This is a genomic window from Mycobacterium sp. 1165196.3, from assembly GCF_001673415.1.
Lineage (GTDB): Bacteria > Actinomycetota > Actinomycetes > Mycobacteriales > Mycobacteriaceae > Mycobacterium > Mycobacterium europaeum_A.
In genome coordinates, this window is the sequence record NZ_LZLU01000022.1 from 1 (window position 1) to 14,184 (window position 14,184).

Here is a 14,184-nt window from a genome sequence, read left to right on the forward strand (position 1 = left end):
CGGCCGCGGCCAGCTCCTCCTCGTCACCGAAATCCGGCGGCACGCCGAAGTCAGATTCCATGTCCGCGAACTCGTCGGCGTGGTCGTGCAGCGCGGCGCGCCGACGGCGCCGCGCCCGGGACTCGGCCCGGCTGGCCGCCGCGGCTCCGGCCGCCGGGATGGTGGCCGCAGGGGCCTTGGCACCGCCGCGGCCCCCGAGCGTCGGTCCGACCCCGGCGTCCGGATCACCGCCATAGGCGACCAGGTAGGCGAAGTTGCTGGCCGCGGCCGTCGCATCCGCGCAGGGTGCCGGGGCGCTCGGATTCGCCGGAACGACACAGCGGCAGAAGGCTTTTCAGGCGGCCGGATTGACCAAGCTGGCCGACGACGACTTCGGCGGCGGCCCACGCATGCCGATGGTGCCCGGCACGTGGGAGCACGAGGCCGGCAACCCAACGGGCCCAACCGATCCGGGGAAAGGGGGGTAAGGCAGTCAGCCAGATGCAGGTGAATTACCGAATCCCCAACGGACGCAACAGAAAGGAATCAACATGAGTATGTTGGACGCTCACATTCCGCAGTTGGTAGCCGCACAGTCGGCCTTCAGCGCCAAGGCGGCATTGCTGCGCAGCACGATCAGCCAGGCCGAGCAGGAAGCCATGTCGGCGCAGGCGTTTCACCAGGGTGAGTCCTCTGCCGCCTTCCAGGCCGCGCACGCGCGGTTCGTCGAGGTCGCCGCGCGGGTCAACACCCTGCTCGACATCGCCCAGGCCAACCTCGGGGACGCCGCCGGGACCTACGTGGCCGCCGACGCCGCCGCCGCCTCCGGCTACACCGCGTTCTGAGCTCACCGCTAGCAACCTCGAAAGGACTTGTCATGTCGCAGATCATGTACAACTACCCGGCGATGTTGAGCCACGCCGCCGACATGTCCGGATACGCCGGCACCATGCAGGGGCTCGGTTCCGACATCGCCAGCGAACAGGCCACGTTGTCCAACGCCTGGCAGGGTGACACCGGTATGACCTACCAGGTGTGGCAGGCCCAGTGGAACCAGGCGATGGAAAGCCTGGTGCGCGCCTACCAGTCGATGGCCAGCACCCACGAGGCGAACACCATGTCCATGCTCGCCCGCGACCAGGCCGAAGCCGCCAAATGGGGCGGCTAGTTCGTGCCTGAACGAACCTGATGCAGCAAGCGCCCAACGCCGTCGAGCTGACGGTCGATCACGCTTGGTTCATCGCGGAAACGGTTGGGGCGGGGAGCTTTCCCTGGGTGCTGGCAATCACCTCGCCCTATCATGATGCCGCGGAGCGCAACGCGTTCCTCGACCGTCAGAAGGCTGAGCTGACCGAGCTGGGCCTGGTTTCGGAGGCCGGACTCGTCAACCCCGCCGTCGCCGAGTGGATCAAGGTGGTGTGTTTTCCGCAGCGGTGGCTGGACCTGCGTTACGTCGGCCCCGCCAAGGACACCGGTGAGCCCGGCGGCGGCGCCGACTTGCTGCGCGGCATCGTCGCGCAGCGCAGCGGTGAGGCCGGCAAGCCGTCGATCACCGTGGTCGCGTTGCGCAGCGCACAGCTGATCACCTTCACCGCGATGAACATCGACGATCCACGCGCTCTGGTTCCGGTGCTCACCGTCGGTCTCGCCCAACGGCCGCCGGCGCGGTTCGACGAGTTCAGCATGCCGATGCGGGTCGGGGCGAGAGCCGACGAGCGGCTGCGTTCGGGTGCACCGCTCGCGGAAGTCCTTGACTACCTGGGCATTCCACAATCGGCGCGGCCGGTGGTGGAATCGGTGTTCAACGGGCCGCGCAGCTATGTCGAGATCGTCGCCGGCTGCCACCGCGACGGCCGGCACTCCACCAGCGAGGTGGGGATGAGCATCGTCGACGCAAGCGAGGGACGGGTGCTGGTCAGCCCGTCCCGCGCGTTCGACGGTGAGTGGGTGTCGACCTTCGCGCCCGGAACGCCGTTCGCGATCGCCGTCGCGATCGAACAACTGACCGCTTTACTGCCAGACGCCGGATGGTTCGCCGAACACCGGTTGACCCGAGACTTTTCCCCTTCAACACTGTCCGTTCAACACTCATAGCAAAAGAGAAGAGAGCACGATGTTCCAGCAACGGCCCCAACACGTTTCGAGGGTCCGGTGACCTCCGGAACCGTCATGCCGATCGTCCGCGTGGCAATACTGGCGGACAGCAGGTTGACGGAAATGGCCTTGCCTGCGGAGCTGCCGCTGCGCGAAATCCTGCCCGCCGTCCAGCGTTTGGTGGTTCCCGCCGCGGTTAACGGCGACTCCGAGGACGGCACCGCCACGCGCGGCGCCGCCGAGGTCGGCGCGGCGACCCAACTGAGCCTGGCGCCCATCGGCGGTGCGCCGTTCAGCCTGGACGCCAGCCTGGACACGGTCGGCGTCGTCGACGGTGACCTGCTGGCGCTGCAGGCGGTGCCGGTCGGTCCGGCCGCGCCCGGCATCGTCGAGGACATCGCCGACGCGGCCATGATCTTCTCCGCCTCACGGCTCAAGCCCTGGGGCCCAACGCATATCCAGCGCGGCGCCCTGGCCGCGGCGATCGCGGTGGCATTCCTGGCCACCGGGCTGTCGGTGACCTACCGGGTGGCCACCGGTGCGCTGCTGGGACTGGTCGCGGTCAGCGCGGTGGCGGCCCTGACCGCGATCGTCGGCCTGCTGGTGACCGCGCGCTCGGCGCGCACCGGCATGGCGCTGTCCATCGCCGCGCTGGTTCCCATCGCCGCCGCGCTCGCGCTGGCGGTGCCGGGCAGGTTCGGTCCCGCCCAACTGACCCTGGCCGCGGCCGGCGTCACCGCGTGGTCCCTGATCGCCCTGATGGCGCCCAGCGCCGAGCGCGAGCGCATCGCCGGGTTCTTCACCGCGACCGCGGTGGTGGGCGCCGGGGTGCTGCTGGCCGCCGGTGCCGAATTGCTGTGGCACCTCACGCCCATCGCCATCGGCTGCGGCCTGATCGTGGCGGCGCTGCTGGTGACCATCGAGGCGGCCCAACTGTCCGCGCTGTGGGCGCGGTTCCCGTTGCCGGTCATCCCGGCGCCCGGGGACCCCACCCCGTCGGCGCCGTCGCTGCAGGTCCTCGAGGACCTGCCCCGGCGCGTGCGGATCAGCGACGCGCATCAGAGCGGATTCATCGCCGCCGCAGTGCTGCTCAGCGTCCTGGGTTCGGTGGCGATCGGCCTGCGGCCCGAGTCGCTCAGCGTCGCGGGCTGGTACGTGATCGCGGCGACCGCGGCGACGTCCGTGCTGCGCGCCAGGGTGTGGGACTCCGCCGCGTGCAAGGCGTGGCTGCTCGCCCAGCCCTTCCTGACCGCCGGAGTGCTGCTGGTGCTCTACACCTGGACCGGACGCTACGCGGCCGCGCTGGGCGCCGCGCTGGTGCTGCTGGCGCTGGTGACGGTGTGGATCGTGGTGGCGCTCAACCCGGGCATCGCTGCGCCGGAAAGCTATTCGCTGCCGGTGCGCCGGCTGGTGGGATTCGTCGCCACCGGACTCGACGCGTCGCTGATCCCCGTCATGGCGTTCGTGGTCGGTCTGTTCAGCTGGGTGCTCAATCGATGATTCGGCCGGCATCAGCCTGCTTCGCGGCGGCGTTGGCGGTGCTGCCCGCCGCCGCGACGTGGACCAGTCCGCCGGCGTTGGCCATCAGCCCGCCGACGGTCGATCCCGGTGTCCCGCCGCCCAGCGGGGCGCCGGGACCCGGGCAGCCGATGGAGCAGCGCGGACCCTGTAGCACGGCCGGAGTGGTACCCGGCAGCGATCCGGCTGCCATCACTCCCAGTCAGTCGGTGCTGAATCTCCCTGCGGCATGGCAGTTTTCGCGGGGCGAGGGGCAGCTGGTGGCGGTGCTCGACACCGGGGTGCGGCCGGGTCCACGCCTGCCCAACGCCGAAGCGGGCGGTGATTTCGTCGAGACGACCGACGGCCTGACCGACTGCGACGGCCACGGGACGCTGGTCGCCGGGATCATCGCCGGCCAGCCCTCGGCCGACGACGGTTTCTCCGGCGTGGCGCCCGCCGCGCGGGTGGTGTCGCTGCGGACGACGTCGGCCAAGTTCTCGCCGCGCACGCCGGGCGGCGATCCGATGCTGGCGCGGGTGTCGGCCGAGGTGTCCACGCTCGCCCGGGCGATCGTGCACGCCGCCGACCTCGGCGCCCGGGTGATCGACATCGGCTCGACCACCTGCATGCCCGTCGACCGGCCCGTCGACCAGGCCGCCCTCGGTGCCGCCGTCCGCTACGCGGCGGTGGACAAAGACGCGGTGATCGTCGCCGGCGCGGGCAACAGCGGACCCACCGGGTTCGCGGGTGGGGGCACCTCGTGTGAATCCAATCCGCTCACCGACCTGAGCCGCCCGAACGATCCACGGAATTGGGCCGGCGTCACGTCGGTGTCCATCCCGTCATGGTGGCAGCCCTACGTGTTGTCGGTGGCCTCCCTGACCCCGGACGGCCAGCCTTCGAAATTCACCGTGGCGGGGCCGTGGGTGGGCGTCGCCGCGCCCGGCGAACGCATCGTGTCGATCGGCAACGCCGACGGCGGCGGCCTGGCGAACGGCCTGCCCGACGAACACCAGCAACTCGCCGCCCTGAGCGGCACCGGTTACGCGGCCGGCTACGTGGCCGGCGTCGCGGCGCTGGTCCGCAGCAAATACCCCGACCTCAACGCCAGCGCGGTGCTGCGCCGCATCACCGCGACCGCGCACAACGGCGCCCGCGACCCCTCCAACGTGGTGGGCACCGGCAGCGTGGATCCGGTGGCGGCCCTGACCTGGCAACTTCCCGCCGGTGACCAGCCCGGCGCGGCGGCGGTGAAGCCGGTGGCCGTGCCGCCGGCACCCGCGCCCGAGGACACCAAACCGCGGACCGTCGCGGTGGCCGGCACCGTCGCGCTGGCCGTGCTGGTCGCGGTGGCCGGCGCCGTCACCGCAATCGCCGCACGCCGACGAAAGGACCCCACCCCGTGAGCAAGCATCGGATACCGATTCCCCGCAGCGGCCGAATCACGTTGGCGCTGTTGGCCATCGTGCCCGCGATCATGGCCTACCCGTGGCGCACGCCCCGCGACTACTGGCTGCTGGGCATCGCCGCCGCCGTCGTCATCGTGTTGTTCGGCTGGTGGGGCGGCCTGCATCTCACCACCATCGTGGGCCGCCGCCTGGCGATGATCGCCCGCGGCAACGCCGTCCCGTCGAGCACTTCCGACACGGCGGCGACCGCCCTCATTCGCCTCGGCGCACCCGAGGACGACTCCGATGTGCTGCCGCTGCCGCTGGTCGCGAGCTACCTGGACCGCTACGGCATCCGGGCGGACAAGATCCGCATCACCAGCCGCGACAACGCCGCCGACGCATCTCGGCGCGAGACGTGGATCGGGCTCACCGTGTCGGCGCGCGACAACCTGGCCGCGCTGCAGGCACGCTCGTCGCGAATCCCACTGCACGAGACCGCTCAGGTCGCCGCCCGCCGGCTGGCCGACCATCTTCGGGAGATCGGTTGGGAGGCCACCCCCGTCGCGGCCGACGACGTTCCTCGGTTGCTGACCAACAACCCGCGCGAGCGGTGGCGGGCAGTGCAGCGCGGCGCCTCGGATTACCTTGCCGCATACCGGATTTCGGTGGACGACGCCCTGCCGGAGACCCTGGCGGCGATCCGGTCGTATTCCGCGCGCGAGACCTGCACCGCGCTGGAGGTCGCCGGTGACAAGACCCGACCCACCGTGGCGGTCGCCTGTGCGTTCCAGACCGAGACCGGCCCGGACGGCAAGGCGCCGGTGGATGGGCTGACCCCGCAGCGCGGAAATCACTTGCCCGCGTTGACCGCACTGGACCTGCTGTCCACCCGGCGGCTCGACGGACACACCGCCGCGCCGGCGGACCTGCTCGCGCAGGTGCACTGGCCCACCCTCGCGGGCGGAGCCCACCGGGCCCCGCTGGGTGACATCGGCGACAACGCCGACACCGTCGAGGTGGTCAGAACATGACCTGCTGCAGGAACGCGGTCATCCGGCGCAGGTAGTCCAGCTGGCTCACGTGCAACACGTGGCTGCCCGGAAACCAATGCAGCGCACACTGATCCCAGTGGTGCCATAGTTTGACGGCGTGGTCGGGCGGCGCCATCCGGTCGCCGAGCCCGGTGATGATCATCCGGCGGTCCCGGGGCACCAGCGGCCGATAGTTGAGCGGGCAATGGTAGGCCAAGCCGGCCGCCAAGTCGTCGTGGCTGATGTCGGACAGGCGCAGCCCCAGGCGAACCAGTCTGTTGGCCGGGAACCATTCGTCGAACAACGTCGCCGGCGTGACGACCGGGCAGTTGGGGATGACCGCCTCGAGCCGGTCGTCGACCGAGGCCACCAGCGCCGAGGTGTAACCACCCAACGAGATTCCGGTCAGCGCGATGCGGTCCACGCCGGTGTGGCGCAAATAGTCGATGATGGAACGAAAGTCGTGCACGGCCTGGGCCATGGCCTCGGCGAAACCGCTGAGGCCGCCGGCGAAATAGCCGAAACCGCTGAAGGGTGAGAACTTTTCGGCCCGCTTGCCGTGAAACGGCAAGGTGTACATCAGCACGTCGTAGCCGGACCGGTAATACCAGGGCAGCGAAAAGAACCGCCCGTTGGCCAGATACGACGATCCCATGAAGCCGTGGATGACGCACAGGGTGGGGCGCGGCCCGTCGTCGTGGCGCCAATGCTGGGCGCGCACCATATTGTTCGACCGCCAGCCGCCCCACTGCGCGCGCATGGCGGGGTTGACGGCGGTGAAACTGCTGGGGAACGCGATGTTGTCGACGGTGCCGCGGGCGATCCATTCCGCCAGCGGGCTGGCCCGTCGCGACGCCACCCGGGGCACCTCGGCGGGGGCGGGAAAGGACCGCGCCGGATCGCCCGCCGCAGCCAGCTCGGCATAGAAATCGAGGTTGCCGCGCTCGGCGGCGGAATCGTGTTGGCGCAGGGTGGCGGCCACCACCAACGGCGCCACCGTGGTGGTGAGCAGCGACGCGACCCAGGTGCGCAGGGCCAGATCGCCGAGGGCCGACGCCTCGACTACCATTCGCTGGCGGGGCGACAACGCCGAATTGGGGGGTAATCCGCCGGCGCCGGCCGGTAGATCGGCGCCGGGGACGTCGGGAACGGGGACGGGCGGTTCGATCGGATCTGAGTCGGACGCCACGATCGCCGATGGTAGCCCGGCGGGCCCGCCTTGCCTGGGCGTTTCGACCGGTTTGGGTCGTAGCGGTGTTATCCCGGGACCATTCGGGCCGCGTCGGCGCACCATGGGAGTTGTACGGTTTGCTATCGACCGGCGAGCCGCGGCGCGAGGATCAGGAGGATCGACATGTGGGATCCGGACGTCTACCTGGCCTTCGCCGACCACCGGGGCCGCCCCTTCTATGACCTGCTGTCGCGGGTGGGCGCCGACCGGGCGCGGCGCGTCGTCGACCTGGGTTGCGGACCCGGTCACCTGACGAAGTATCTGGCCCGGCGCTGGCCCGACGCGGTGATCGAGGCGATGGACAGCTCGCCGGAGATGGTGGCCGCGGCCAAGGAGCGCGGCATCGACGCCGCCATCGGCGACCTGCGCGACTGGAAGCCCAAACCCGACACCGACGTGGTGGTGAGCAACGCGGCCCTGCATTGGGTGCCCGAGCACGCCGACCTGCTGCTGCGGTGGGCGGGGCAGCTGGCATCCGGATCGTGGATCGGTGTCCAGATGCCGGGCAACTTCGAGTCACCGTCCTATGCGGCGGTGCGGGCGCTGGCCCGCCGGGAGCCGTACGCGAAGCTGTTGCGCGACATACCGTTTCGGGTGGGCGCGGTGGTCCAGCCGCCGGCCCACTACGCCAATCTGCTGCTGGACGCGGGATGCAAGGTCGATGTCTGGGAGACCACGTATCTGCACCAGCTGACCGGCGAGCATCCGGTGCTGGAATGGATCACCGGCACGGCGCTGGTTCCGGTGCGCGAGCGGCTCGACGACGAGACGTGGGAGCAGTTCCGCGAGGAGCTGATCCCGCTGCTGCAGGACGCCTACCCGCCCCGATCCGACGGGACGACGATCTTCCCGTTCCGGCGGGTATTCGTCGTCGCCGAGGTGGGTGGCTCGAGCCGCTCTGCCGGCTAGCGGGGTGCGCCGGCGACTTTGCATCAGTCAGACCGCAATCAGCGCTGGGTGGGCTTGCCTTCTTCGATGCCCCGGTCGGCTGCGATGCCGGAACGCGGGGTCGGTTTGCCGTGGTGGATCTGCTCATACGTTTCGGTGTAGCGCGCCGAGATGCGGGTGCCGGCGAACTCCGAGGGAATGACGTCGCCGGTACTCTGACGCCAATCATGGAGCAGCACAGCGAGATTGGCAGCCACCTCGTCCGCATCTGTGCCGTCGCCGGCCAGCAGGTTGTTGGTCTCGGTGGGATCGCTGCGCAGATCGTAGAGTTCACGCTCGGGCCGCGGCGCGGTGACGAACGGCGCGACGGCCTGCCCGGACGGGCTCTCCTGGATGTCACGCGGCAGATCCAGCAGTGGCCGCGGCACGTAGTTCTCGATGTAGCTGTAGTCCTTGGTGCGAATCGCCCGAATCGGGTCGAACGAGTCGTGGTAGGTCTTCATCGTGTACACGTGGTCGCGCACCGGTGCGGTCTGCGGATCCGGCTCCAGCAGGGCGGGCGCATGTGAGACACCGTCAACGTCGACCGGAGCGTCGATTCCCAACAGCCCCAACAGCGTCGGGACCAGGTCGACCGCGCTGAACAGCTCGTCGTAGACGCGGGGCGCCAGCTTCCGGCGGGTGGGCGGTCGAACGATCATGCCGATGCCGGTCCCGGCGTCATACAGCGTGGATTTCGCCCGGGGGAACGGCGGGCCGTGATCGGTGAAGAACACCACCCAGGTGGTGGCGTCCAGGCCGGTGTCGGCCAGCGCGTCCAGCAGTCGCCCGACGGCGGCGTCGGCCGTGCTGATGGCCCCGTAGAAGTCGGCGAGGTCACCGCGCACCTCCGGGGTGTCGGGCAGGTAATCGGGCGGATCCACCCGGTCGCTGTCCGCCGGCGTGTAGCGGTCCCGTGGATACGGTCGGTGCGTCTCGAAGAAGCCAGCGGTCAACAGAAACGGTTGGCCGACAAGGCCTTCGGCACTTTGCCGCAGCCACTCGTCGGCCCTGTCGGCCACGTAGTCGCAGTAGGAGTTCGACACGTCGAACTCGTCGAAACCCAACCTCTTGGGGTAGGAGGTCTCGTGCTGCATGCCGAAAAGTGCCGAATACCAGCCGGATTCGGACAGTATCTGGGGCAGGGTCCGGATACCGTCGCGGTATTCCCAGCCGTGGTGGGCCAGCCCGATGAGCCCGTTGTTCTGCGGGTACCGGCCGGTGAACAGCGATCCGCGTGACGGCGAGCACAGCGGCGCGGTGGCGTGCGCGCGGGTGAACAGGATGCCCTCGGCGGCAAGGCGGTCCAGTCGCGGGCTCGACACGTCGGCGTGGCCGTAGGCGCCGAGGTAGCGCCCCAGGTCGTGCCAGTGCACGATCAGCACGTTGTCCCGAAAGCCCGTGTTCTGTTGTCGGTCCGCTATGTCGCCCGGCGTCAATTGCGTCACCTCTCACATTGCCTTGCGACCGGCGACGTTACCGCAACTTCCCTGCGCGATTGCTGAGTGCCGACGCGTCAGGGCATCGGCAGTTGACCCCAGCGGTTTTCGGAGACAAACTCCGACAGCGGGCGCCCGACGGTCCAGCCGTCCAGTTCCAACGCCGGACGATCCGGGAACTCCGGCACCGGCCCGAGGCACAGGATCGCCACCGGTTCGGCGCCGGGCGGCAGGTCCAGCAGCGACCCCAAGCGCTGCGGATCGAACAACGACACCCAACCCATGCCCAGGCCCTCGGAGCGGGCCGCCAGCCACAGGTTCTGGATCGCGCACGACACCGACGCCAGGTCCATCTGCGGCAGGGTGCGCCGGCCGAAGACGTGCGAGTCGCGGTCGTCGCCCAGGGCCACCACGAACAGCTCGGCGCACTCGAGGATGCCCTCCACCTTGAGCGCCAGGAATTCGTCGGCGCGTTCGCCCAGGGCGGCGGCGGTGCGCGGGCGTTCCTCGTCGACCAGGGCGTGGATGCGCCGCCGCAGCGAGGCGTCGGTGATCCGGATGAAGCGCCAGGGCTGCATCAGGCCGACGCTGGGCGCCGCGTGCGCGGCCTGCAGCAGCCGCGCCAGCACGGCCTCGTCCACCGTCGCGCCGGGAACGAACCGGCGCATGTCACGGCGTTCGGCGATGACGCGATAGACGGCCCGTCGCTCTTGCGGGCTGAATGCCTCACCGGTCACGTCAGCCATCGTAGGAAATCCGCGTTAGCGTGGGGCGTGCCCTGACCACCGGCCCGGTGGATCCCGGCGAGGGGAGTGTTGACAGTGAAGCCTTCCGACGTGCTCGATCAGCTGGCCGCCGACGCAGCCGCCGGTCGCCGCTACGGTGAGCCCTATCAGACCCCGGACGGCACCACCGTCATCGTGGTCACCAAACCGCTGGGCGTGTTCGCCATCCGCGACGGACAGGCCTCCTGGACGCCGGCGGTGGACGGGGGGCGGATCGCGCTGATCGGGGTGGTCACCGGGCTGCTGGCCGCGGTGATCGGCAGCCTGGCGGTGCTGCGGCAGCCGCCGTGGCCGCGCATCACGATCAGGGACTATAGGTAACGCCGACCGCGCGAAACACGTACTCCGGCGGCATGTCGAACGCCAGCGAGCGCAACGGCAGGCCGTCAAGCACGTCGTCGGGAATGGCGACCTTGTAGTGCAGCGACAACTCGCCGCTGAACTTCTCGTCGACCCGGGCGACGTCGACATCGACCTGCAGGCCGGTCGAGGAGATCTCCACCCGCGCCGCGCCGGTCTGCGGCGCGTTCCACCGCACGTTGACGGTCGGGCCGGCCAGCCGGGGCAGCATGGACAGCGTCGCCAGGACCCGCTCCGAGGTGAAGACCAGCGAACCCGTGTAGCTGGCGACGCTGTGCGGCAACCGCACACCCGGGATGGTGCCGCTGAATCGCCTCGTCACGGCGACGTAATCGGCGAGGTAGGTGAGGCCTTCCGACTCGAGCTGGGCGTGCAGCTCGTCGGGCAGCTTGCCGATGCCGAACAACCTACGGACAAAGACGGCCATATCGACAGTATGACCGCGCGAGCGCCGTCGTGTGGCGGTGCTGGTATCGGTTGGTTATGACTCGCCCGAGGATGCCGGTGGCCATCTGGATCGCAGCATTGGCCGCGATGTTGTACGCGATGCTGTGGGTGGGCTACTGCCGGCACTGGGCCTGGCTGCATTCGATGGATTGGTCGCTGCTCAACGCCGCCCGCGACGTCGCGGTCAAACACCCGCTGTGGCTGCGGTTTTGGCAAGACGTGTCCTACGTCCTGGGGCCAGTGCCGATGTCCGTGCTGGGCATCGCAATGACGGTGTTGGCCCTGGTGATGCGCAATCCGCGGGCCGCGCTGGTGCTGGTGTTCGCCTGCGGGCCGCTCAACGAGTTCGTCACCGCGGCGGCCAAGGCCCTGGTCGATCGCCCGCGTCCGGCGACGATGCTGGTCGCCGCGGCGTCCAGTTCGTTTCCGTCCGGGCACGCGCTGGAGGCGATGGCCGCACTGCTCGCCGTGCTGTGCTTCTTCTTTCCGATGATGACCCGCTTGATCCGCCGCATCGCGGTCGCGACGGTGGCGGTGTCGCTGCTGATGGTCGGCGCCGCCCGGGTGGCGCTGAACGTGCACTATCCGTCCGACGTGCTGGCCGGTTGGTCGCTGGGTTACCTGTATTTGCTGGTGTGTCTCTTGGTCTTTCGGCCCCCGGCCCGTCGACCGGACGGCGCGGAGCGCACGGTCGAAGCCGCGGCGGTGCGCTAACGACACTGTCGCGGTGGGCATTTGGTCACGACGCGGTGACCTAACCGGGGCTAAAGCTTTACTTGACCCTGAAGATGTGCCCGTTCGACGATGGAGGGCATGCACCGACTGCTCGCTTCGCTATGCGCCGCGACGTGCGTACTTTTCGCCTCCCTGGTGCTCGCCCCGATCAGCGCCGCGGCCGGCGCTCCCTGGTTCGCGAACGCGGTAGGCAATGCGACGCAGGTGGTTTCGGTGGTCAGCACCGGCGGTTCCAACGCGACCATGGAGATCTTCCAGCGCACCGGCACCGGCTGGCAGTCGCTGCGGTCCGGCATCCCCACCCACGTCGGTTCGGCGGGGATGGCGCCGCAGGCCAAGAGCGGCGTTCCGGCCACCCCGATGGGGGTGTACAGCCTCGACTCCGCGTTCGGCACGGCGCCCAACCCGGGCACCGGCCTGCCCTACACCCAGGTGACCGGGGGAAACTACTGGTGGAGCGGCGACGACCACAGCCCGACGTTCAACTCGATGCAGGTGTGCCAGCAGGCGCAGTGCCCGTTCAACACCGGCGACAGTGAGAACCTGCAGATCCCGCAGTACAAGCACGCAGTCGTGATGGGCGTCAACAAGAACAAGACCCCGGGTGGGGGCGCCGCGTTCTTCTTCCACACCACCGACGGGAAACCCACCGAGGGCTGCGTGGCGGTCGACGACGCTCAGCTGGTGTCGATCATGAAATGGCTACGGCCCGGCGCGGTCATCGCCATCACCAAGTAGTTCAGTCGCCGGCGATGGCGCGGCCGGGCTTGAGCGTGAAGTTCAGGCCCTCCAAAGACATTGTGGCGTCGTAGGTTCGGTCATATCCGGTGCCGCTGATCTTCCAGCCGGCATCGGTGCGGCGGTAGGTGTCGCGGTAGAAGGCCGCCCCGATCAACATGAAGTTGAAATCGGCCACCATCACCCGGTCTTGCAGATACCAACTGCCCGTTGCGGTGTCGCCATCGACGGTGATGTCGGGATGCGTCACCCGGTGCTCGGTGATGACGTTCGCCGGCAGCGAGGTCCGCATGTACTCCACCAGGTCGGCGCGGTTGGTGAAGTGCAATTCGTTGCCGATCGACGGGCCGTAGTCGGCCTTGATGTCCTCGGCCAGGGTGTCGGTGAAGTCGTCCCAGTGCTTGGTGTCCAGCGCGCGCAGATACCGGTATTTGACTTGCTTGATGGCTTCGATATCGGCCAGATCGTCGAGGGTCATCCCGTCATTGCAGCACACGGGAAATGCGAATCATGAGGCGGTCGGACGGGGTGGGCACCAGACTTCAACCAGTGCGTGTCCGCGCGGCGTGTCGTGTGCGTGGCTTACGTGTCGCGGTATCCCTGGCCCTCGGCGAGGTAACCGGTCACCATGTCGACGAGGGCACGTCGCTCCAGGCTCCAGTCGACGGTCGCGCCGGTGAGCATCTGCGCCAGCACCACACCGCGCAGCGTGGCCCAAATGACCTCGGCCACACCGGCATGCGCGGGATCGGTGGTGATCAGCCGGCCCAGCTGACCGATCGCGGAATTCATGTCCAGCAGGTGACGCCGCGACGGACCGCCGCGGGTTTCGCGCAGAATCTCGAAGGCGGCCATCGACGTCGGGCTGCTGTAACAGCTCCAGGCCGTGTCGACGACGACCTCGATGCGGCTGCGCAGCGGCAGCTCGCTGACATCGGCCGACGACAGGCTGTCCACCAGCCGGGCCACCCCGTCGTCGACCACGGCCATCAACAGGCCGTTGCGATCCCCGAAGTGGTACTGGATGACGCCCCAGGTGACGCCCGCACGCTCGGCGACGTGCTTGGCGGTGGCCGCCGAGAAGCCCTCCTCCACGATGCAGCGGACCGTCTCGTCGATGATCTTCGCCCGGGTGTCATCGCCGCGCTTGCGGGGCGCGGTGGTTCGCCTGGTGGGGCCAACTGGGCGATCGGGCGTCTGGCCAGCGACGATGGGCATTGTTGACTTTATAACATAGTCGAGTCTATTTTTGGGGCGTGAGCAGCCCCTCGCGATATGCGCAACTGTCCCGTGACGAGCTCGTCGCCCTGGTCCCCGAACTGCTGCTGATCGGGCAGCTGATCGACCGGTCCGGGATGGCCTGGTGCATCTCCTCGTTCGGTCGCGACGAGATGGTCCAGATCGCGATCGAGGAGTGGGCGGGTGCCAGCCCGATCTACACCCGCCGGATGCAGAAGGCGCTGAACTACGAGGGCGACGACGTCATCACGATTTTCAAGGGCCTGCAGCTCGACATCGGGGCGCCGC

The 14,184-nt window shown here is 69.1% G+C and carries 17 protein-coding genes and 2 pseudogenes; 13 read left to right on the plus strand and 6 right to left on the minus strand.

What is annotated here, in order from left to right; translation table 11 throughout:
• The 8 genes and pseudogenes from A5659_RS28880 to eccE form a co-directional block, all read left to right on the plus strand.
• Positions 1–236 (plus strand): annotated as a pseudogene (locus A5659_RS28880) (hypothetical protein); the annotation flags it as partial.
• Between the two features lie 18 nt (positions 237–254).
• A complete protein-coding gene (locus tag A5659_RS02605) occupies positions 255–467 on the plus strand; it encodes a hypothetical protein (RefSeq protein WP_067179171.1) in 213 nt (70 codons plus the stop codon).
• Positions 468–530: 63 nt separating this feature from the next.
• Entirely contained in the window at positions 531–824 is a 294-nt protein-coding gene (locus A5659_RS02610) for a WXG100 family type VII secretion target (protein ID WP_066860115.1), read from the plus strand.
• Positions 825–856: 32 nt separating this feature from the next.
• Positions 857–1,147: a WXG100 family type VII secretion target gene (locus A5659_RS02615; protein ID WP_007768835.1), complete on the plus strand. Its 291-nt coding sequence runs from the start codon at positions 857–859 to the stop codon at positions 1,145–1,147.
• A gap of 20 nt (positions 1,148–1,167) precedes the next feature.
• Complete coding sequence (locus A5659_RS02620; RefSeq protein WP_067179173.1) at positions 1,168–2,073, plus strand: ESX secretion-associated protein EspG; 906 nt, start codon at positions 1,168–1,170, stop codon at positions 2,071–2,073.
• Between the two features lie 75 nt (positions 2,074–2,148).
• Positions 2,149–3,573: a type VII secretion integral membrane protein EccD gene (gene eccD, locus A5659_RS02625; protein ID WP_156748776.1), complete on the plus strand. Its 1,425-nt coding sequence runs from the start codon at positions 2,149–2,151 to the stop codon at positions 3,571–3,573.
• Complete coding sequence (gene mycP, locus A5659_RS02630; RefSeq protein ID WP_067179177.1) at positions 3,570–4,979, plus strand: type VII secretion-associated serine protease mycosin; 1,410 nt, start codon at positions 3,570–3,572, stop codon at positions 4,977–4,979. Before eccD ends, mycP begins: the two co-directional genes overlap by 4 nt.
• On the plus strand, positions 4,976–5,995 hold the full coding sequence (gene eccE, locus A5659_RS02635; protein WP_067179179.1) for a type VII secretion protein EccE: 1,020 nt from the start codon (positions 4,976–4,978) through the stop codon (positions 5,993–5,995). Before mycP ends, eccE begins: the two co-directional genes overlap by 4 nt.
• Here the strand turns inward: eccE and A5659_RS02640 are convergent.
• Positions 5,985–7,184 (minus strand): S9 family peptidase, encoded by a 1,200-nt coding sequence (locus tag A5659_RS02640; protein WP_067179181.1) that lies wholly within the window; start codon positions 7,182–7,184, stop codon positions 5,985–5,987. The two genes, eccE and A5659_RS02640, sit on opposite strands and share 11 nt — an antisense overlap.
• Before the next feature lie 165 nt (positions 7,185–7,349).
• Here A5659_RS02640 and A5659_RS02645 point away from each other — a divergent pair, with 165 nt between their 5' ends.
• Positions 7,350–8,135 carry a trans-aconitate 2-methyltransferase gene (locus A5659_RS02645; protein WP_066860086.1) on the plus strand — a complete coding sequence of 262 codons (786 nt, stop codon included), beginning with the start codon at positions 7,350–7,352 and terminating at the stop codon, positions 8,133–8,135.
• 38 nt (positions 8,136–8,173) lie between these two features.
• On the opposite strand, the gene A5659_RS02650 is transcribed toward A5659_RS02645, so the two are convergent.
• Entirely contained in the window at positions 8,174–9,601 is a 1,428-nt protein-coding gene (locus A5659_RS02650) for a sulfatase (RefSeq protein WP_066860083.1), read from the minus strand.
• Positions 9,602–9,669: 68 nt separating this feature from the next.
• Positions 9,670–10,338 carry a 5,6-dimethylbenzimidazole synthase gene (gene bluB, locus A5659_RS02655; RefSeq protein ID WP_066860080.1) on the minus strand — a complete coding sequence of 223 codons (669 nt, stop codon included), beginning with the start codon at positions 10,336–10,338 and terminating at the stop codon, positions 9,670–9,672.
• Positions 10,339–10,413: 75 nt separating this feature from the next.
• Between bluB and A5659_RS02660 the strand changes: the two genes are divergently transcribed.
• Positions 10,414–10,698 (plus strand): hypothetical protein, encoded by a 285-nt coding sequence (locus tag A5659_RS02660; protein WP_066860077.1) that lies wholly within the window; start codon positions 10,414–10,416, stop codon positions 10,696–10,698.
• On the opposite strand, the gene A5659_RS02665 is transcribed toward A5659_RS02660, so the two are convergent.
• Complete coding sequence (locus A5659_RS02665) at positions 10,682–11,164, minus strand: hypothetical protein (RefSeq protein WP_066860074.1); 483 nt, start codon at positions 11,162–11,164, stop codon at positions 10,682–10,684. The two genes, A5659_RS02660 and A5659_RS02665, sit on opposite strands and share 17 nt — an antisense overlap.
• Positions 11,165–11,220: 56 nt before the next feature.
• Between A5659_RS02665 and A5659_RS02670 the strand changes: the two genes are divergently transcribed.
• Both A5659_RS02670 and A5659_RS02675 read left to right on the plus strand, forming a co-directional pair.
• A complete protein-coding gene (locus A5659_RS02670) occupies positions 11,221–11,898 on the plus strand; it encodes a phosphatase PAP2 family protein (protein ID WP_067179183.1) in 678 nt (225 codons plus the stop codon).
• 99 nt (positions 11,899–11,997) lie between these two features.
• On the plus strand, positions 11,998–12,657 hold the full coding sequence (locus tag A5659_RS02675) for a L,D-transpeptidase (RefSeq protein WP_067179187.1): 660 nt from the start codon (positions 11,998–12,000) through the stop codon (positions 12,655–12,657).
• 1 nt (position 12,658) lies between these two features.
• Here A5659_RS02675 and A5659_RS02680 read toward each other — a convergent pair whose 3' ends face one another.
• Positions 12,659–13,135 (minus strand): nuclear transport factor 2 family protein, encoded by a 477-nt coding sequence (locus A5659_RS02680; protein WP_369829220.1) that lies wholly within the window; start codon positions 13,133–13,135, stop codon positions 12,659–12,661.
• Positions 13,136–13,239: 104 nt separating this feature from the next.
• Positions 13,240–13,875 (minus strand): TetR/AcrR family transcriptional regulator, encoded by a 636-nt coding sequence (locus A5659_RS02685; RefSeq protein WP_067179185.1) that lies wholly within the window; start codon positions 13,873–13,875, stop codon positions 13,240–13,242.
• Positions 13,876–13,913: 38 nt separating this feature from the next.
• Here A5659_RS02685 and A5659_RS02690 point away from each other — a divergent pair.
• Positions 13,914–14,184, plus strand: a pseudogene (locus A5659_RS02690) (hypothetical protein); the annotation flags it as partial.

Bases quoted from the DNA above. Each gene is read 5' to 3' on its own strand.
- A5659_RS02610 (WP_066860115.1), top strand. From the start codon at position 531: ATGAGTATGTTGGACGCTCACATTCCGCAGTTGGTAGCCGCACAGTCG.
- A5659_RS02615 (WP_007768835.1), top strand. From the start codon at position 857: ATGTCGCAGATCATGTACAACTACCCGGCGATGTTGAGCCACGCCGCC.
- A5659_RS02620 (WP_067179173.1), top strand. From the start codon at position 1,168: ATGCAGCAAGCGCCCAACGCCGTCGAGCTGACGGTCGATCACGCTTGG.
- eccD (WP_156748776.1), top strand. From the start codon at position 2,149: ATGCCGATCGTCCGCGTGGCAATACTGGCGGACAGCAGGTTGACGGAA.
- mycP (WP_067179177.1), top strand. From the start codon at position 3,570: ATGATTCGGCCGGCATCAGCCTGCTTCGCGGCGGCGTTGGCGGTGCTG.
- A5659_RS02645 (WP_066860086.1), top strand. From the start codon at position 7,350: ATGTGGGATCCGGACGTCTACCTGGCCTTCGCCGACCACCGGGGCCGC.
- bluB (WP_066860080.1), bottom strand. From the start codon at position 10,338: ATGGCTGACGTGACCGGTGAGGCATTCAGCCCGCAAGAGCGACGGGCC.
- A5659_RS02665 (WP_066860074.1), bottom strand. From the start codon at position 11,164: ATGGCCGTCTTTGTCCGTAGGTTGTTCGGCATCGGCAAGCTGCCCGAC.
- A5659_RS02670 (WP_067179183.1), top strand. From the start codon at position 11,221: ATGACTCGCCCGAGGATGCCGGTGGCCATCTGGATCGCAGCATTGGCC.
- A5659_RS02675 (WP_067179187.1), top strand. From the start codon at position 11,998: ATGCACCGACTGCTCGCTTCGCTATGCGCCGCGACGTGCGTACTTTTC.
- A5659_RS02680 (WP_369829220.1), bottom strand. From the start codon at position 13,135: ATGACCCTCGACGATCTGGCCGATATCGAAGCCATCAAGCAAGTCAAA.
- A5659_RS02685 (WP_067179185.1), bottom strand. From the start codon at position 13,875: ATGCCCATCGTCGCTGGCCAGACGCCCGATCGCCCAGTTGGCCCCACC.